15 protein-coding genes are annotated in these 20,106 nt (G+C 34.8%); 9 read left to right on the top strand and 6 right to left on the bottom strand.

Annotation, left to right across the window (positions count from 1 at the left end; all coding sequences use genetic code 11):
* Positions 1–36 precede the first annotated feature (36 nt).
* Positions 37–405: a cupin domain-containing protein gene (locus tag D6200_RS06735; RefSeq protein ID WP_073184443.1), complete on the top strand. Its 369-nt coding sequence runs from the start codon at positions 37–39 to the stop codon at positions 403–405.
* On the opposite strand, the gene D6200_RS06730 is transcribed toward D6200_RS06735, so the two are convergent.
* Both D6200_RS06730 and D6200_RS06725 read right to left on the bottom strand, forming a co-directional pair.
* On the bottom strand, positions 373–1,062 hold the full coding sequence (locus D6200_RS06730; protein ID WP_047790154.1) for a ZIP family metal transporter: 690 nt from the start codon (positions 1,060–1,062) through the stop codon (positions 373–375). The two genes, D6200_RS06735 and D6200_RS06730, sit on opposite strands and share 33 nt — an antisense overlap.
* Positions 1,059–1,784 carry a class I SAM-dependent methyltransferase gene (locus tag D6200_RS06725; RefSeq protein WP_047790155.1) on the bottom strand — a complete coding sequence of 242 codons (726 nt, stop codon included), beginning with the start codon at positions 1,782–1,784 and terminating at the stop codon, positions 1,059–1,061. The genes D6200_RS06730 and D6200_RS06725 overlap by 4 nt, the downstream gene beginning before the upstream one ends.
* 113 nt (positions 1,785–1,897) lie before the next feature.
* Between D6200_RS06725 and D6200_RS06720 the strand changes: the two genes are divergently transcribed.
* The gene (locus D6200_RS06720) at positions 1,898–3,079 is read left to right on the top strand and encodes a THUMP domain-containing class I SAM-dependent RNA methyltransferase (protein ID WP_047790156.1); all 1,182 of its coding nucleotides are present in this window, start codon (positions 1,898–1,900) and stop codon (positions 3,077–3,079) included.
* A gap of 39 nt (positions 3,080–3,118) precedes the next feature.
* On the opposite strand, the gene D6200_RS15500 is transcribed toward D6200_RS06720, so the two are convergent.
* From D6200_RS15500 to D6200_RS06705, 3 genes are read right to left on the bottom strand one after another with little or no spacing between them, the layout of a single operon-like run.
* A complete protein-coding gene (locus tag D6200_RS15500) occupies positions 3,119–3,748 on the bottom strand; it encodes a tetratricopeptide repeat protein (protein ID WP_083574840.1) in 630 nt (209 codons plus the stop codon).
* 26 nt (positions 3,749–3,774) lie between these two features.
* The gene (locus D6200_RS06710; protein WP_073184438.1) at positions 3,775–4,554 is read right to left on the bottom strand and encodes a serine hydrolase domain-containing protein; all 780 of its coding nucleotides are present in this window, start codon (positions 4,552–4,554) and stop codon (positions 3,775–3,777) included.
* A gap of 1 nt (position 4,555) precedes the next feature.
* A complete protein-coding gene (locus D6200_RS06705; protein ID WP_053056741.1) occupies positions 4,556–4,990 on the bottom strand; it encodes a MarR family winged helix-turn-helix transcriptional regulator in 435 nt (144 codons plus the stop codon).
* A 729-nt stretch (positions 4,991–5,719) separates the two neighbouring features.
* On the opposite strand from D6200_RS06705, the gene D6200_RS06700 reads away from it, so the two are divergent.
* Genes D6200_RS06700 through D6200_RS06690 form a run of 3 tightly spaced genes read left to right on the top strand, consistent with a single transcriptional unit; the run spans position 5,720 to position 13,641 of the window.
* The gene (locus D6200_RS06700) at positions 5,720–11,470 is read left to right on the top strand and encodes a beta strand repeat-containing protein (protein WP_125064388.1); all 5,751 of its coding nucleotides are present in this window, start codon (positions 5,720–5,722) and stop codon (positions 11,468–11,470) included.
* A gap of 13 nt (positions 11,471–11,483) precedes the next feature.
* Positions 11,484–12,713, top strand: coding sequence for a gliding motility-associated C-terminal domain-containing protein (locus D6200_RS06695; protein ID WP_159432128.1), 1,230 nt, complete (start codon positions 11,484–11,486; stop codon positions 12,711–12,713).
* A 4-nt stretch (positions 12,714–12,717) separates the two neighbouring features.
* Positions 12,718–13,641, top strand: a complete 924-nt coding sequence (locus tag D6200_RS06690) for a PorP/SprF family type IX secretion system membrane protein (RefSeq protein ID WP_073184919.1) — start codon at positions 12,718–12,720, stop codon at positions 13,639–13,641.
* Between the two features lie 81 nt (positions 13,642–13,722).
* Here D6200_RS06690 and D6200_RS15270 read toward each other — a convergent pair whose 3' ends face one another.
* On the bottom strand, positions 13,723–13,890 hold the full coding sequence (locus tag D6200_RS15270; protein WP_159432127.1) for a hypothetical protein: 168 nt from the start codon (positions 13,888–13,890) through the stop codon (positions 13,723–13,725).
* A gap of 304 nt (positions 13,891–14,194) precedes the next feature.
* On the opposite strand from D6200_RS15270, the gene D6200_RS06685 reads away from it, so the two are divergent.
* The 4 genes from D6200_RS06685 (at position 14,195) to D6200_RS06670 (ending at position 20,098) form a co-directional block, all read left to right on the top strand.
* Entirely contained in the window at positions 14,195–14,554 is a 360-nt protein-coding gene (locus D6200_RS06685; protein ID WP_047790760.1) for a hypothetical protein, read from the top strand.
* A complete protein-coding gene (locus D6200_RS06680; RefSeq protein ID WP_073184917.1) occupies positions 14,511–14,948 on the top strand; it encodes a hypothetical protein in 438 nt (145 codons plus the stop codon). The genes D6200_RS06685 and D6200_RS06680 overlap by 44 nt, the downstream gene beginning before the upstream one ends.
* 110 nt (positions 14,949–15,058) lie before the next feature.
* Positions 15,059–18,736, top strand: a complete 3,678-nt coding sequence (locus D6200_RS06675) for a hypothetical protein (RefSeq protein WP_073184914.1) — start codon at positions 15,059–15,061, stop codon at positions 18,734–18,736.
* Positions 18,737–18,739: 3 nt separating this feature from the next.
* Positions 18,740–20,098, top strand: a complete 1,359-nt coding sequence (locus D6200_RS06670; protein ID WP_073184912.1) for an endonuclease/exonuclease/phosphatase family protein — start codon at positions 18,740–18,742, stop codon at positions 20,096–20,098.
* The last annotated feature ends 8 nt before the right edge of the window (positions 20,099–20,106 follow it).

Raw genomic sequence — 20,106 nt, 5'->3', positions numbered from 1 at the left:
GAGTCCAATCTAAAAATAATAATAAATAGAATACTTATGAGTAAAAAATATAAGATTCAAAAAAGCCCGTTTGTAGTACCAACGACTGATGGAAAATTAATTGAAGAGCATTTTGGAAATGCTACTGATGGAAATTCAAAAGTAAGTATAGCATACATGATAGCACCTCCAGGCTGGAGTGAGCCTTTTCAAACACCAGAATTTGAAGAATATACTTATATAATCAAAGGAAAAAAGCAATTTAATATTGATGGTGAAATTGTGGTGTTAGAAGCAGGACAATCGATTAAAATTGAAAAAAAGACACGTGTTCAATATTCTAACCCATTTACAGAACCCTGTGAGTATTTAGCAGTTTGTTTACCTGCTTTCTCAATGGGGTTGGTGCATAGAGAAGATAGTTAACAATATTCCTAAAATAATAGCAGCAAACTTTTGGTAGTTGAATTTATGGTTTTCCGTGCTTTCAAAAAGAATGATGGTTGAAATATGTAAAAACACTCCAACTATTAAAGCTGTAATTTCTGTATGGTATTGTTTTACTAAAAGAACGTTGTTAGATACTAAAATACCTAAGGGACTCATTAATGCAAATAAGGTTAAAAATAAAAAGACTGTTTTTTTAGAATACTTAGCATGTAATAAGAAGGTAGTTAAAACTATTGCAATAGGAATTTTGTGTACAACAATAGCCCATAATAAGTTGTCATCTGCATGATGAATAGGTAATCCTTCTGAAAAAGCGTGTACACACAAACTAATAAATAATAACCAAGGAAACTTAGACGAGTCAGAATGTAAATGTATATGTCCGTGTTCAGCACCTTTAGAAAAAGACTCTAATACCGATTGAATGATGATTCCCACTAAAATTAAAATACCAACTAATCTTGTGTTATTAGTGTAGAGATATACTTCTGGCAATAAATGTAAGATAGTTACTGAAAGTAAATAAGCGCCACTAAATGCTAATAATAAGCGAACGAAGGTTTTACTAGGTTTTAGTGTAAAAACGAATAAAACACCTACTAAAACAGAGACAATTAGTAAAAAGTAACTCATTTAGCAACAATAATTAAGCGATCAGAAGATTGTGAATTAAACTCATTAAGACTGTAATCGCCAAAAACATGTGTTATTTGTAAATTGACACTATTAAAATATGATTGTAGTTTTTCTAAAGTTAAAAATTTTACACGCTCTGTATACGAGTGTGATTTTCCTTCAGCTGTAAAAGAAATATGTTTTAATATAAATCCGTCTTTAATTTCTTTTTTAATATTAAACTCAATACCATCAATAGTTTTTATTTCTTCTTTTATAAGTGTATTTTTTACTTTTTCAACATTTAAAAAGTCCAAGACAAATACACCGTTTTCTTTTAATCCGTTTTTAATACTTTTTAAAACAGCAATGTCTTCGTTATCATCTTCAAAATAACCAAAACTAGTAAAGAGATTAAATATAGCATCATATTTACTTTCAATAGGCTCTCGCATATCCCAAACTTCAAAATGAAGCGTGTCATTCTCAAACTGTTTGGCATGTTTAATACTATTTTTACTTAAATCACCACCCACAACGTCATATCCTAACGAGTTTAAGTATACTGCATGACGTCCTTTTCCACAGGGTAAATCAGCAATACGACTTAACTTAGGCAGTTGTAAGAAAGAAGTGATATTACGCATAAAAAACTGTGCATCGGCATCGTTTCTATGCTTGTATAAAATATGATAGTATGGTGTGTTAAACCACGAAGTAAACCAATCTGTTGTATTCATAATTATAAAGGTCTGCAAAAATACGCAAAACTTACGTTTTTTACATTCAAAGTAGAAAAGATTCATAACAACCCAAAATTAGCTGTACTTTTGCAATGAAATTTTACAGTTACATGGAAAAAGATTTTAAAATGACCGCCATAACCATGGCAGGTTTAGAAGGTGTTTTGGCAGATGAGTTACGTCAACTAGGAGCAATGGAAGTGAAAGAAGGAGTAAGGAGTGTTACTTTTAGAGGTGATAAAGGTTTTATGTACAAAGCAAATATAGCTTTACGTACTGCTATTCGTATTTTAAAACCAATTAAACGCAGTAAAATTTTTGATGAAGAAGATTTATACGAAGCAATTCAACGTGTAAAATGGGAACGTTTTTTGGATGTTGATGGAACGTTTGCGATAGGTTCGGTAGTAAATTCAAAAAACTTTACTTCAAATTCACATTATATTAGCTTAAAATCAAAGGATGCCATTGCTGATTATTTTATGCATAAGTATAAAAAGCGTCCGAATGTAGATTTAAAATATCCAGATGTAAAAGTTCATGTACATATTCACAAAGAATGGCTAACTATTTCGTTAGACTCATCAGGTGAATCGTTACACAAACGTGGATACCGAAGTGCTACGAATATTGCTCCGATTAATGAGGTATTGGCAGCAGGATTAATTTTACTTTCAGGATATAAAGGGGAAGAAAATTTTATTGACCCGATGTGTGGTTCAGGAACTATTTTGATTGAAGCTGCAATGATTGCGAATCAAATTCCTGCAAATATCAACCGTAAGCACTTTGCTTTTGAAAACTGGAAGGATTATGATGAAGATTTATACTTTGTTATTCAAGATTCGTTATTAAAGAAAATACGAAGTTCTCATTTCAAAATTATGGGGTTTGATAAGGCTCCATCGGCAGTTAGAAAAGCGCAGCAAAATATTATCAATGCTAATTTGGATGAGTTTATAGGAGTACATCACGTAAACTTTTTCAATTCTAAAAAAGAAGTATTTGGTAAAACTACAATTTTGTTCAATCCGCCTTATGGAGAGCGTTTAAATATTGATGTAGAAGAATTTTACAGAAAAATAGGAGACACCTTAAAGAATAACTATCCAAATTCAACTGCGTGGTTAATTACGTCGGATATTCAAGCGTTAAAGTTTGTAGGGTTACGAACGTCGAAAAGAATACCGCTTAAAAATGCAGATTTAGATTGCCGTTTTGTAAAGTACGAACTGTATGAAGGTAGTAAAAAAGCAAAGAAGAATTCTTCATTTAACGATGAAGAAGAATAAAAATAAAAACTCCGCTGAAAGGCGGAGTTTTTGTTATGGCTAATTATTCATAGCCAATAATTCGCGTAACTTCTCCTTTCCATTTAAGTTCTCAGGGTTTATTTCTAAACTCTTTTGATAATTTTTTATAGCTTTTCTTATTTGTCCATCTTTCATATATGCTTCTCCTAAAGAGTCGTATGCGTCATATGATTCGGGAAAAAAAAATACTTCAAGTGTAAATAAGTCAATAGCTTTTTCATAAAAACCTCTTTTAATCATTTCATAACCTTTAGTATTTAGCTCAATTTCTGAAAGCTTAAATTTAGAGCCCTTAATCATGGCTTTAGCTTTTTTAAAGCCACTATTTAAATAGGTTTTAATTACCTTTTTGGTAAAAAAGTAATTGTCTAGTTTGGGAGTGTTTCCAGAAATAGTTTTTTCTATAAAATAGCGTACATCTAAAAAGCCTTTATTGGCATCTTTATTTGCAAGAATTATTACAGTATATCCTTCTTGTTTATAAACTCGCCATTCGCTACCCACACCATAATGTCCTCCACTATGACCATATATATTACCTTCTTTTGGGTTTGGAAATTGCATTCCATAACCATAGTAACTGTCTTTTTTTAAAGGAGTAGTGAATAGTTTAGTGTATTCTTTATTAAGTAGTTTATAGTCTTTCAAAGCATTAGAAAACTTATACAAATCATCTAAGGTGGTATATCCGCCCCATGAGCACCACCTCTTACGGGATACGTGTGAAAGTTTATTTTTAGTTTATTTGGATAAATATCAGAAACGGTATAACCTTCAGCGGCATTTTCAATAGGATGATCCAAGTGATAATTATCAGTATTTTTCATAGAAGCTTTAGAATAGATATTATCTTCTAAATAAGTATTGTATTCTTTACCAGATATGGCTTCAATAATTCTACCAAGTATAACGTAATTGGTATTACGATATGAAAATGTTTCACCTGGCTTGTACTCCATTGGTTCATTTTCATAAAGAGAGCTAAAATCTTTTGAAAACCTATATAAATCTTTTGATCCTTCAATGAAAGATTTCCTAACAAAAAAATGAGTTAGTCCACTTGTATGTGTTAAAAGGTGAGCTATTGTAACAGAATCTCTAACAGTTTTATTAGGGTAATTTGGAATAAACTTTCCGATATTGTCTTGAAGTGATAATTTTCCTTCTTGTATTAACTGTAATATGGCTACAGCAGTAAATGACTTACCAATAGAACCTTGATTGAATTTTGTTTCTGTATTATTTTTAATCTTATGACCTATGTGGGCGTAACCGTATGCTTTTTTGAATAAAATGTTATTGTTTTTAGCAATTAAAATAGCTCCACTAAATCTATCTAAAGAATCTAAATAATTTACAATTTGAGTTATTTTTGGACTTTTAAAAGTAGTAGGTTTTTTATTAGTACAAGAAAAAGTTATTATAAGTACAAGTAAGTAGGTTAATTTTTTCATTTTAATGATTACAATTTTTAGTTATTTTTTTTAAGGTTTTATAAAGCTGTTCTAGCTCTTTAATAGAAATGGTATTTAAGGCAGTTTTTCTATTTTTTTGTATTACAGGCTTTAGTTTCTTGATAATTTCTTTTCCTTTTTCTGTAATTTCTAATTTAGCTTTTCGTTTGTCTTCATTGTCTGTAAATTTTATCAGATAATCTTTCTTTATCATCAATTTTACAATTCGTGTCATTGAAGCGTAGTCTTTAAAAATTAAATCGGCAATTTCAGTTTGTGACTTGTCATTATTTTCAAGTAATAATAAAATCAAACCCTGATCTACAGTAATACTAGGTACAACTTCTGAGATATTATGTTGACTTAATTTGCGGTATGCTTTTATAGCTTCCTCAATAGAGTATAGTACTGTGGTGGTTGGTGTATTAAAATTCATTTTGTTTGATATATCAAGTAAAGATATAATTTTATTTGATATATCAAGTAAAAAAATAATGACTAATCATTTTCTTAGATAGAGAAAAAATGCTTAGTTATTGATGTAAAGTTCTTGGAAAAGGAATACAATCATAAATGATTATACGGATACGACTGTCGTCAAAATACTTTAACAGAAGGGATTAATGCAATTTTGAAACATTAATCCTTAATTTATAAATGTAAGAGAGAAAAGGAATTAGAAAAACTCATTAAAAAGTCAATAAATATTTAGAATAATCTAAGACCACACGTGGGTTTGAATATGAAAACACTTAATTTTATACACAACAAAAAATAAGATAAACTAGTTTATCTGGTTTAAATTATATTTTTTAATAGGCAACCTATTTTAGGACGACTCATTAATACTTCTATTTTTATAATTATTAAGCTACTTAAAAGTTCAATTATTTCTTTATTCAAAAGAGTTATTTCTTAAGGGAAATTTACCTGATAATTAAAAAGAGTAAAAGTAATATTTACCTAAATTATTTTTTTTTATTAAATTGTAAGAGGTTAGAGTATTGTAAATCAGTTTACTTTAAGTGTTTTTTTACAGGTGTCACCTTTTAACTATTAATACAGTGCTAGTAAAAGCATTTAATCATACTTAAGAAAAAATAAAGTCAATTTAATAAAATATTATACATGATAATCAAGAAGTCCCACCCAAACAAAGTAAATAATGAAAAAATTAGCTACCCTCGTACTTTTAGTTTTAAGCACAGCTACTATTGCTCAAGTAGGCATTGGAACCTTAACACCTAGTCTATCTGCTCAGTTAGATATTAAATCAGATTCCAGAGGCTTATTAATACCTAGATTAAATATTAATGATTTAAGTACATCATTACCAGTAAATAATAATACAATTAAAGAAAGTTTATTAGTTTATAACACTAATAAAAATTCTGGAAAAGGATTTTATTATTGGAATGGAGTGCTATGGGAACAATTAGTAGATATAACCACGGTCTCAAACCTGATTACTACACAAGTAGATAATCAACAAATAGAAAAATTCTTCTTAAATAGCTCTAATATTCTTACTCTTGAGTTGGAAAATGCAAGTTCTAAATCAGTCGATTTATCATCTCTTTTGCAAGAGAATGAGTTATTAACTGGTATAGGATCACCTATTAATAACTCTGTAGATCCTGTTACAGGAGTTTTATATGTAGATACTAATTCCGGAGATGTTTATAGCTCTGATGGTAGTTTATGGAGTTCAGTTGCATCGTCAGGACCAGACGGAAAATCAGCCTATCAAGTTTGGTTAGATGCTGGAAACAGTGGAACTGAAGCCGACTTTATCCTCTCTTTAAAAGGAGATACCGGAGCTGCTGGAACGAATGGAACCAATGGGACAGACGGAAAATCTGCGTATCAAGTTTGGTTGGATGCTGGAAACAGTGGAACCGAAGCCGACTTTATCACTTCATTAAAAGGAGACACTGGAGCTGCGGGAACGAATGGAACGAACGGAGTAGACGGAAAATCCGCCTATCAAGTTTGGTTGGATGCTGGAAACAGTGGAACCGAAGCCGACTTTATCACTTCATTAAAAGGAGATACAGGAGCTGCGGGAACGAATGGAACGAACGGAGTAGACGGAAAATCAGCCTATCAAGTTTGGTTAGATGCTGGAAACAGTGGAACTGAAACCGACTTTATCACTTCATTAAAAGGAGATACAGGAGCTGCGGGAACGAATGGAACCAATGGGGCAGACGGAAAATCTGCGTATCAAGTTTGGTTAGATGCAGGAAACAGTGGAACCGAAGCCGACTTTATCACTTCATTAAAAGGAGACACTGGAGCTGCGGGAACGAATGGAACCAATGGGGCAAACGGAAAATCAGCGTATCAAGTTTGGTTGGACGCTGGAAACAGTGGAACCGAAGCCGACTTTATCACATCATTAAAAGGAGACACTGGAGCTGCAGGAACGAATGGAGTAGACGGAAAATCAGCGTATCAAGTTTGGTTAGACGCTGGAAACAGTGGAACTGAAGCCGACTTTATCACATCATTAAAAGGAGACACTGGAGCTGCGGGAACAAATGGAGTAGACGGAAAATCCGCGTATCAAACATGGTTGGATGCTGGAAACAGCGGAACTGAAGCCGACTTTATCACTTCATTAAAAGGAGATACCGGAGCTGCGGGAACGAATGGAACCAATGGGGCAGACGGAAAATCAGCGTATCAAGTTTGGTTAGACGCTGGAAACAGTGGAACCGAAGCCGACTTTATCACTTCATTAAAAGGAGATGCCGGAGCGGCAGGAACGAACGGAGTAGACGGAAAATCTGCGTATCAAGTTTGGTTAGACGCTGGAAACAGTGGAACTGAAGCTGACTTTATCACTTCATTAAAAGGAGATACCGGAGCGGCAGGAACGAACGGAGTAGACGGAAAATCAGCCTATCAAGTTTGGTTAGACGCTGGAAACAGTGGAACCGAAGCCGACTTTATCACTTCATTAAAAGGAGATGCCGGAGCGGCAGGAACGAACGGAGTAGACGGAAAATCTGCGTATCAAGTTTGGTTAGACGCTGGAAACAGTGGAACCGAAGCCGACTTTATCACATCATTAAAAGGAGACACTGGAGCTGCAGGAACGAATGGAGTAGACGGAAAATCTGCGTATCAAGTTTGGTTAGACGCTGGAAACAGTGGAACTGAAGCCGACTTTATCACATCATTAAAAGGAGACACTGGAGCTGCGGGAACAAATGGAGTAGACGGAAAATCAGCGTATCAAGTTTGGTTGGACGCTGGAAACAGTGGAACCGAAGCCGACTTTATCACTTCATTAAAAGGAGATACCGGAGCTGCGGGAACGAATGGAACCAATGGGGCAGACGGAAAATCCGCCTATCAAGTTTGGTTGGATGCTGGAAACAGTGGAACCGAAGCCGACTTTATCACTTCATTAAAAGGAGATACAGGAGCTGCGGGAACGAATGGAACCAATGGGACAGACGGAAAATCTGCGTATCAAGTTTGGTTGGATGCTGGAAACAGTGGAACCGAAGCCGACTTTATCACTTCATTAAAAGGAGACACTGGAGCTGCGGGAACGAATGGAACGAACGGAGTAGACGGAAAATCCGCCTATCAAGTTTGGTTGGATGCTGGAAACAGTGGAACCGAAGCCGACTTTATCACTTCATTAAAAGGAGATACAGGAGCTGCGGGAACGAATGGAACGAACGGAGTAGACGGAAAATCAGCCTATCAAGTTTGGTTAGATGCTGGAAACAGTGGAACTGAAACCGACTTTATCACTTCATTAAAAGGAGATACAGGAGCTGCGGGAACGAATGGAACCAATGGGGCAGACGGAAAATCTGCGTATCAAGTTTGGTTAGATGCAGGAAACAGTGGAACTGAAGCCGACTTTATCACATCATTAAAAGGAGACACTGGAGCTGCGGGAACAAATGGAGTAGACGGAAAATCAGCGTATCAAGTTTGGTTGGACGCTGGAAACAGTGGAACCGAAGCCGACTTTATCACTTCATTAAAAGGAGATACCGGAGCTGCGGGAACGAATGGAACCAATGGGGCAGACGGAAAATCCGCCTATCAAGTTTGGTTGGATGCTGGAAACAGTGGAACCGAAGCCGACTTTATCCTCTCTTTAAAAGGAGATACCGGAGCTGCGGGAACGAATGGAGTAGACGGGAAATCTGCGTATCAAGTTTGGTTAGATGCTGGAAACAGTGGTACCGAAGCCGACTTTATCACTTCATTAAAAGGAGACACTGGAGCTGCGGGAACGAATGGAGTAGACGGAAAATCCGCCTATCAAGTTTGGTTAGACGCTGGAAACAGTGGAACTGAAGCCGACTTTATCACTTCATTAAAAGGAGACACTGGAGCTGCGGGAACGAATGGAACGAATGGAGTAGACGGGAAATCTGCGTATCAAGTTTGGTTGGATGCTGGAAACAGTGGTACCGAAGCTGACTTTATCACTTCATTAAAAGGAGACACTGGAGCTGCGGGAACGAATGGAACCAATGGGGCAGACGGGAAATCTGCGTATCAAGTTTGGTTAGATGCTGGAAACAGTGGAACTGAAGCCGACTTTATCACTTCATTAAAAGGAGACACTGGAGCTGCGGGAGCGAATGGAACCAATGGGGCAGACGGGAAATCTGCGTATCAAGTTTGGTTGGATGCTGGAAACAGTGGTACCGAAGCTGACTTTATCACATCATTAAAAGGAGACACTGGAGCTGCGGGAACGAATGGAGTAGACGGAAAATCCGCCTATCAAGTTTGGTTAGACGCTGGAAACAGTGGAACTGAAGCCGACTTTATCCTCTCTTTAAAAGGAGATACTGGAGCTGCGGGAACGAATGGAACCAATGGGGCAGACGGGAAATCTGCGTATCAAGTTTGGTTGGATGCTGGAAACAGTGGAACTGAAGCCGACTTTATCCTCTCTTTAAAAGGAGATACCGGAGCTGCGGGAACGAATGGAACCAATGGATCAGACGGAAAATCTGCCTATCAAGTTTGGTTAGACGCTGGAAACAGTGGAACTGAAGCTGACTTTATCACTTCATTAAAAGGAGATACAGGAGCTGCGGGAACGAATGGAACCAATGGGGCAGACGGAAAATCTGCCTATCAAGTTTGGTTGGATGCTGGAAACAGTGGCACCGAAGCTGACTTTATCACTTCATTAAAAGGAGATACCGGAGCTGCAGGAACGAATGGAGTAGACGGAAAATCTGCGTATCAAGTTTGGTTAGACGCTGGAAACAGTGGTACTGAAGCCGACTTTATTACTTCATTAAAAGGAGACACTGGAGCTGCAGGAACCAATGGGACAGACGGAAAATCCGCCTATCAAGTTTGGTTAGACGCTGGAAACAGTGGCACCGAAGCTGACTTTATCACTTCATTAAAAGGAGATACCGGAGCTGCAGGAACGAATGGAGTAGACGGAAAATCCGCCTATCAAGTTTGGTTAGATGCTGGAAACAGTGGCACCGAAGCCGACTTTATCACTTCATTAAAAGGAGACACTGGAGCTGCGGGAACGAATGGAACCAACGGAGTAGACGGAAAATCAGCCTATCAAGTTTGGTTGGATGCTGGAAACAGTGGTACCGAAGCCGATTTTATCACTTCATTAAAAGGAGACACTGGAGCTGCGGGAACGAATGGAACGAACGGAGTAGACGGAAAATCTGCGTATCAAGTTTGGTTAGATGCAGGAAACAGTGGAACTGAAGCCGATTTTATCACTTCATTAAAAGGAGATACAGGAGCCGCGGGAACGAATGGAACCAATGGGACAGACGGAAAATCAGCCTATCAAGTTTGGTTAGATGCTGGAAACAGTGGAACTGAAGCCGACTTTATTACTTCATTAAAAGGAGATACCGGAGCTGCGGGAACGAATGGAGTAGACGGGAAATCCGCGTATCAAGTTTGGTTGGATGCTGGAAACAGTGGAACTGAAGCTGACTTTATCCTTTCTTTAAAAGGAGATACTGGAGCCGGAGGAACGAATGGAACCAATGGGGCAGACGGGAAATCCGCCTATCAAGTTTGGTTAGATGCTGGAAACAGTGGAACTGAAGCCGACTTTATTACTTCATTAAAAGGAGATACAGGAGCTGCGGGAACGAATGGAACCAACGGAGTAGACGGAAAATCAGCCTATCAAGTTTGGTTAGACGCTGGAAACAGTGGAACTGAAGCTGACTTTATCACTTCATTAAAAGGAGATACAGGAGCTGCAGGACAGGATACTACTTTATCAGGGGTGGGAAACCCTAATGGAACAGTTACAGGTGTTGCTGGTCAAGTTTATACGGATACAGCTTCAGGAATATTATATAAAACTAGTGATGGAATAACATGGAGTGTTGTAAATTCAGACACGCAAGATTTAAGTTTAAGTGGGAATACCATTAGTTTAGTAAACGGAGGAACTGTAGATATAGGAGCTTCTTCTTTAGCAGGAAATGTAGCAGGAAATAATACTTTAGCAACAACAAATCAAACAAATATTGCAAACATTAATTCTTACTTAGCAAGATTAAATAGTATAAGAGTTGTTAAGAACCCTACCAGCACCACAACTATTACTAATTCAGATGGTACAGTAATTATTGAACAAACAGGATTACTAAATCTCGGGTTAGGTGAAGATATAACAATACCAACTCCCAATAATAGTAACCTAGGAAATAAATTGGTGATTGTAAACAGAGCAGGTAATGGCTTATTAATAGGACTTTCAGTAGCTTTAAATTTAAATATAATAGGAGGTGGCTCTATAAAAGGGTCTGGATTAAGTTCATTAGGTATATCCTTGTTAGGAATTAACTCTTCTATAACGATACAATGTGGTTTTGATGGAACCAATTACTATTGGTATAAAATTGATAGTACTTCTTTATAATAAGTTGATAATTATGAAAGAAAAAATAATATCATCAATAATTATGTGCTTTGTTATGACTGTTAAAGCTCAAGTAACAAGTATTGGATCTCTTTATGTTTCTGAAAATACATTGGTAAGTATTCATGAAGATGTACTTATAAATGATTATGGAGCAATTACAAATGATGGTGATTTGTACTTGTTTAAAAACTTTACAAATAATGGAAAGTTTAAGTTTTCTAATAACAAAATAACTGGGTTTACAAGTTTTGTAGGTAATGAAAATCAAGCTATTTCAGGTAGAGGAACCTCTAGTTTTATGTTTGTAGAATTCAATAATGAATTAGAGGGATTAGTTTTTAATTTAGGTAAAGAAATAGAAATAGTAGGAACTACATTTTTTGAAAACGGTATTTTGAAAGTTGAAGAAAATGGGATAGTTACTTATTTAAATGGAGCAACGAACATGGGGATAAGTAATAAAAGCTATGTGAATAATAAAGCACAAAAAATAGGAAACGAAAGTTTTACTTTTCCTGTAGGAGACTATAAGTCAAAAACTTTTATACCAAGAACGGTAACTATTTCTGCTCCTTCAGATCCAACTACAAAATTTTATGTCTGTTTTAATTGGGAAAAGGCAAACATTAATTTCGATAAAAAAGAAGAAGATATTGGTTTAATAGATATGAATGAGTTCTGGGAAGTTCAAAATAAATCAAACAACGAGTTGGTAGCATTAACTCTAACATGGAGTGATGTGACCACGCCAGAAGATATTTACTCAGACCCAAGTAAAATAATAATAGTACGGTGGAATGGAGAAGAGTGGATAAAGGAAAGAGAAGGTATTAGTATAGATGTTTCTAGTAAAAGTATAACTGCTAAAGTTTCTGGTTATGGTGTTTTTACATTAGCATGTGAAAAGAAAAGAGGAACTATTGACCCTGTTATAGACTTTTCTGTTTCAAATTCTTTCTCTCCAGATGGTGATGGAGTTAATGATGAATTTGTAATCCCCGATTTAGCAGAGAAATACCCTAAATTTAAGATGAAAATATACAATAGGTATGGAAATGTAGTATATAATTATAGCAATAATAATGAGTTGAATCCAGTTTGGTGGAATGGAAAGTCACAAGGTAAATTAACATTAACTGGAGATACAGAAGTCATGCCAGCTGCAACTTATTGGTATGTAATAGATTTTAATGACGGAAAAACAAAGCCTTACCAAGGTTGGCTGTATTTAAATAAGTAGCTATATGAAAAAGAAAGCATATGTAATACTACTCATTTTATTAATAAACATAAGTAGTAAAGGTTTAGCTCAGCAAGATCCTCAATACACTCAATATATTTATAATATGGCAGTTATTAATCCTGCCTATGCAGGCAGTAAAGAAGGAATAAGTTTAGGGCTATTGGCACGGTCACAATGGATAGGTGTTAGTGGAGCTCCAAAGACATTTAGTGGATTTGTACATAGTTCTGTAAGTAGAAAAGTAGGGTTGGGGTTATCTTTACTTCATGATAAAATAGGTCCCGTAAGTGAAACACATGCTTATGCCGATTTTTCTTTTACTATAAACACATCAGAAAAAGCCAAGTTAGCTTTTGGGTTAAAAGGAGGAGCAACTTTTCAACAAATAGGACTGTTAACGTTAAATCAAGTAGAATCTAATGACCCTAAGTTTAATCAGAACAGTAATAAAACACATCCAAATTTTGGAGTGGGAGCGTTTTATTACCAAGAAAAATTTTATGTAGGAATTTCTATACCTAATTTACTAGAAACATTGCATTTTGAAAGGTCTAATGGAAAAATAACCAAAGCATCCGAAAAGATGCACAGTTTTTTAACAGCAGGGTATGTGGTGGATTTAAAGAATAACTTTCAGTTAAAACCATCAACATTAGTTAAGTACGCAGATTCGACACCTTTGTCATTGGACTTATCATTAAATCTATTGTGGAATAATAAAGTGGAATTTGGAGTATCTCATAGGTTAGATGATTCATGGAGTGGAATAGTTAATTTTAAAATAAAGAAAAATCTACAAATAGGTTATGCGTATGATCATACTATATCTAACTTAGGAGAATTTAGTTCAGGGTCGCACGAGTTTTTACTATTATTCGATTTTAAATTAAGAGAAGATACTTATAAAAAACCAAGATTTTTTTAAATTTAAGAAGACTTTTTATCTTAAGCTTAATTTTAGAAAGCTATAAAAACTGTTTTTGAACAGTTTTTATAGCTTTTAGTTTTAAGCCCATAAACCACAGCACTCATCATTAATAGGCATCAGACAAGTAGTAGCTTCTTTAGGGGCGGGAATGCATAAATCTTTTACAGGATCATCACCGCCTCCATTGATAAATTGTTGTTCATTTTTGTTTAAGATAGAACCTAAGTTCAAAATGTTTTTAATCATATTTCCAGTTTTTAGAATCTAAAAATAAAAAGTTAATAGAAGGAAACTATGTAAAAAACCATAAAATAAGTAAGGTATTCTCATACTTTATATAATAAAATGAGTTTTTAAATTATTATAAGATTTTTTATTTTAATTCCATTTATTTCAGTGTGTTATGTTTTTTTGTATGGATAGGTAAAAAACACTTGTATCAAAATTATAGTCATTAATACTTAGTATTATTACGTTTATAGTTTTTTTCAAAGAAAAAGGGAAATAAGAGTTTAACTTCGTTACCACTAACTAATTAAACTTTTAAATTATGGCAACTACTGCAACACAAAACCCAGTAATTAACCAACAAGGTTCAGCAGCTATAGATTCAGGTCAGTTTGCAACCTGGAATACAGCGAATGGTTCACAATCTACTCTTACTATTACAAATTCTAGTAGAGCTAATACACTAACTTTTACAATAGCAGGTGCGCCTGCAGGTGTTAATTGTTATGACAATGGAGCTGCTAAACCTGCTAATGGATTATTTAATATTCCGCCAAATTCACCATCTTATAGTGTGGTGTGTAATGGAGATTTTGCAGGTTCGCAAGTAACCGTTTCTAATATTACTAATGCTCAGAATGATGCAACTGCAGAAATTCAGGCACAAACTACACAAGGTTAATAAAAAAAAAGGATTGTATATAGTATGTACAATCCTTGCTTTTTTTGTATTAGCGAGTAATGCAGCATTTTCTCAAAGTATTACAAAATCCAAACTGGATACAATTGTGCTTTTAAAGAATGAATATGCTGTATTAGATACCAATAACGGGTCTCAATGTATTTGTTACATTAATAATATTAGTAAAGCTCAGCAAGCTACTGTTGTTAACACAGGAGATACTAATAATGTAAAATTTAATGACAGTACCTCGTTTAATGGTATTCATATTTTAAAGATTAGACAGCAGCTTATAGCTGTCGCTGATTTTAAAGGGAGTCAACTGATTGTATCCAATTTATCACCTTACGATGTAATAGTAATTGTATCTATTTTATGTCCTAAGGATGATTAGTTTATAGTGTATCACGATGCTTTTTTAAGGGGGGGGTTCAATTCCTCAGTTTTGATACTCATACTTTATTGCACTACCAAGTTATTTTACACACATATTATTCTAATGCTATGGGTTCAACTCTACAAGATACTGAGGGTACTTTATTTAGTAATGTGAATTCTGGAGATCCGTTATTGTATATTAACGTAACACCAGAACTTAATGAATGGTCTGCCATAGTACTACCAGAAGATTCTACCTATAAAGAATCTACACTTACTTTATCAAAAGCAAAAAAACTTTCTGTTTATTTTCTTTTTGCTGAAAATGCTCCTGATGCTGAAAATATTACTAAATATATAAACGAAGTAAGAGCTTATTTACAAAAGTATAGAGAAAACTTTTCAAATAATATTACCACTGCTTGGTTGTTAGATGTAAATTCAAAACCAACCAATGAAAATGTTATTGCAATTAATTTTTATGTGAACTCTCAGAATGTAATTAAGGTTAGCCAAACTTTTAATTACACTATGGGAAATGGTTTTGCAACATTATCAATTAGAAATAATACAGAAGTATCTTTCATTCCAGAAGGTGCAGCTACACAAATACAATTAAATTACGATTTAAACAGTCCCAATATATCTTTTAACAGTAAAGAATTTGGAAGTGATACGTTGCTTAATAAAGACATATCTATAGCATTTACTCAATATAATTGTGGTGCATTTAGTTTTCCAATAGGATTTAATTTAGAAAGTGATTTTAAGGCCTTTTATTCAGAAACTTGTTATTACCATACAGAACCAACAGACAAGAGTATTGAAAAATATAGTTATCCTATTTTTAAACCTCAATCTGATGTAGAGTATGCAATGACCCAAGCGGCTATTGATCCTTTAGATATAGGAAATAAAAAAGGGTTAAATACCTATTTTGCGTTTACAGGAAGCATTTTTAATAGTACTTCAGGAAAATCGACACCTTGCTATTTACCTAGCTTTTTTTCAATAAATACAGGGCACTCTATTACTTTATGGCCAAAAGTTAATTTAATTGAAAACACGAATCCGTCTAACAATTTAACTCCATTACCTAATAGTTCCTTGTTACTTATTTCTCCCAGAGATATTAATGAAACAGAGCGATTTTACTTACAACCTGAGGGCGATTTTTTTCTAGACCCAGAATCAGATCAAGTAGATGAAAATGGACAATTTGACTTTCTACCAGGGTTGTCAGGAACAGAAACTATCTCTTTTACACCTTATTCCATTAAAGATGGAACTCCTGTAGGAGATGTATTACGATTTAAAAGTAAACAATCAGCTTACGCTCCAAATTTTCCTGCACAAGAACTTTCACTGGTAAACCCAGGAACCAATAGTCCAACTTTAGAAAATAAATATTTAACAGGATGGTGTAATATTATATCTGATGTAGCTGAGAATGTACAATATGTTTCTCAGCCTGAAGGCGCTTCTTTATTTGCTAAAGATCATGGAGTAAGCCAAGTTATTACGGGTAAATCTAATTTACTAGGCTTTTATGAACCTAGTGTAGATATGCCTCAACAAAATTTTTATGTTCCTATTGTTCCATACTTGGCAGTAGAAGCAGATTCTCAAAAACCAGGAAACGATAATTTAACTAGTTTTGAATCTGAAGTACTTAGTAAAGAACGAAAAACACTTATTGCAGCACAATTAACTACGCAAAGAGCATCAAAAAGTGTAAGCAAAAGAAAAAGACTTTTGAGTAACGTAGATGGTAGTTATACAAGTTCTACAACTCCGCAAGGATTAATAGCAAATGTAAATAATAATGGAGCTTGGAGTTTACTCAACTTAGGACAAAATGATATTCATCAGGGGGCTACACCTGAATATTTGTATCCTGAAAACCAGACACCAACTGACCCAGCCCAGTACCAGATGAGCTTTGTAAATCTATCCACTACATTACAGAGTGCTTTTTTAACCAATCAGCAGTTTTTAGTAGCAACTCAAAACAATCATTTGGGAGCATTATTTTCTAAAAGTGGAGAACAAGGGGGGCAGACTACATCAGAGGCTATATTTAATAACAAAATGTCAATTGAAGATTGGCTATTTGATATTAATGTAGGAACAACAAATACTTATGCTGATTATAATAACGTAGTTATTTTTAAATTTTGTAAAGGGACTTTATTAGATAGAGTTAAAAATCCAAAAACTTGGACTCAACCCAATACTTTCAATACAGAAGGAGTTGAAGATCCAGCCAATGCTTATCAACAGTTAATAGCTATTTCATCATGGATACAGAGTTATATAGAAGATGCTGAAAAAGCTTATCAATATGGTTTAGAACACCCAGAAAGTAATCAGGCAATTCTGTATGAAAAGTTCCATAATATTATAAACAATAAAGATTGGAACGGAATATTGGTGCTCAAAGCCGATATTGATTTACAAGAGTTTCCTCAACAATTAAAAGGATTGATCTCTGGTATTGACTTGACTAGATTTAATGCACATCATTTTGGAATAGAAGTCAATAAAGTAAATGCTGACGGTGAAATTCAAATGCAAAAAAAGAGTTCTCTATTTGGACTCATTAATTATCTAGACACAGCTTATCAGCAACAATTATTACAAGGGTTAAATACTAATAAGCCTGTACCTCCTTTAGCGGGAGCTACTTACGATTTTAAAGTACTTCAATTACAAGTTCTTTTTGAAAATACAGCGATAAAATTTTTCCAGAGTAAGGTGCAATTAACGATGAACAATTTATTTTCTGATACCGTTATAGGAACGAATAATAAATACGGTTCTAAAACTCTAAATACAGTAGTGCTTGATGGAACTTATCAAGATCATGATGGTACACCAGTGTATGTGTTTGAAAATACGGATGATAACTTATTTTATTTTGATAGCAACCTTCTTAAAAATGTAGAAATTACCAAAATTCAGTTTAATACATTAACAACCGATCCAAAAGCAACTTATATAGAATCTAGTTTTGCTATGTGGGGGTATTTAAACTATGCAGTAATGCAAACAACCACTCCTGAAACAAATGAAACTGAAGAAAAAACAATTATCATGGACGCTTTTTCTTTTGGTAATGGTACAGATACAGATATTATAGATGGTTTAAGTTATAGCAACTTATATATTGATATGGCTTTTGATATCAGTACACCAACAGTAGTAGATTACGCTTTTGATGCTTCAAAAATAGTATTTAACTCAGATCTTAGTACAACTAGACAGCTAAGTTTATACCCTAACTTTGCACTACAAATCAATAACCTTGTCAGTGGAGATAAGGATACCAAACCTTCTAGTTTAGGATATCTTAATTTAAGTTTGCCAGGAATCAATACTACTGGGCTTTCAGAAAATTGGTATGGACTAGAAATGACCTTAAATATGGGAACTCCCGGTGAATTAGCGGCGTCATTAGATTTTAATGCTAGTTTATTGATTGCATGGAGTCCAGGGAATAAAGCGACCGATACTTCCTATAACGCATTTGTAGGAATAAAACTCCCAGGAACCAGCAGTAATGCTAAACTTCTTAGTCTACAAGGAGTTTTAAAATTATCTATTGATACTTTAAAATTAGAATATGTAGAAGCTCAACAATCATATTTAATGACATTGAGTAAAATAGCATTGAAGTTTTTAGGAATTCTCAAACTACCACCAGGAGGAAGTACCAATTTTTTACTTTTTGGTAACCCAAACCCAGGAGCTACTGCCAAAAGTTTAGGATGGTATGCAGCATATAACAAAACAAAACCTTAAGCTATGGCAAGAGTACTCTATTGGAATATACAGCAGTTTGGTATTAATAAAATAAATAACCCAAGTAGAAAAAGGCAACGTGGAAGCTCTTTGTCAGGTCAAGCAGCATCTGTAAATAGAAGACAATATATTATGGATACTATTGTCGCCCATCCTCCAGATATTCTGGTAATAGTAGAGACTTCTACTGGAGGAGGAGCTGAAGGAACTCTTGTGACAGCAGGAGGTAGCCAAGGAGCTTTGGATTTATTAAATAGAATTAGAGCTGCACTTGGGGTAAACTGGATGCTAGTACCTCCTCTGATTCTTGGTGTAGGAGGTGTTTCAGAAGGAATATCTGTCTACTATAACAGTGCTAATCTTAATTTTAGTGGTCCGTGGGGTTGGCAAGGTGGAGGAAATTCGTCAGATTCTATAGCTAATATTGGAGCGCCAAATCTAGCGACCTACGCAGCTCCTTGGAACAATTGTTTACCTGCAGTAGCTGTTCCTGGAGGTAATATCAATGCAGGAATAAATTCTAATAGGTTAGCAGGGCAATGGCTTTTTACAGATAATGCAATGCCTCCGAATAGATTACAATTTCCTGGAGTTGGAAATCGACCACCATATTTAACAACATTTTGGGAGGCAGCTAATAATAGAACTATAAAATTATTGTCATATCATGCACCACCTAATAATGTAGCAGCAGCAAATGGTACAAATCAGCTTTCCAACGTAAGAGAAATAACAAATGATCTAAATGCAGACGAAGTAGGAATTATTGTAGGAGATTTTAATGTTAATATTTTCAATGCTTACTTTGAGCCTATAGCCTATAATAACCTCATTAGTTTTTTACCTGCAGGTGCAGGATATACTAGAGCCATAAATCCAACAGCTAATAACGGATGGCCAGATAAAGGGTATGTTTTTACACATATAAAAACTAGTAATAAAGCAAAACCTTGGTTTACGAATGGATATCCTGGATATGAATACGTTGGAAGTAATCCTAATTTTCAAGGCTATAATAGTATTGACAATATTTTAACTCGATATGGAGCTGCAGCAGGGGGACCCGCAGCAAACATAACCATAATTAATAGGGTTACTGGAAGCCCTTATAATAGGGTGATGCCAACTCCTGGAGGAGCTCCTGCAGGTCATTATGTATATGCTACAAATATGAGTCAAATACCAATTGGAGCACCAAATGCTGGATTACCTGTAGCGTTACCTCTTCCTCCTAATGGTCCGGGAGGAAATGGAGGGATAGCACCTGGAACTATTGGAGGCCTTAGCCAGTTTAAAGGATGGTCAAATTATGGTCATATAAGAAGTACCAGCGATCATCTTCCTTTAATTATAGATATATAACAATATAT

Source organism: Tenacibaculum mesophilum, assembly GCF_003867075.1.
Taxonomy (GTDB): Bacteria; Bacteroidota; Bacteroidia; order Flavobacteriales; family Flavobacteriaceae; genus Polaribacter; species Polaribacter mesophilus.
This window is presented reverse-complemented; position numbering and strand designations above follow the sequence as displayed.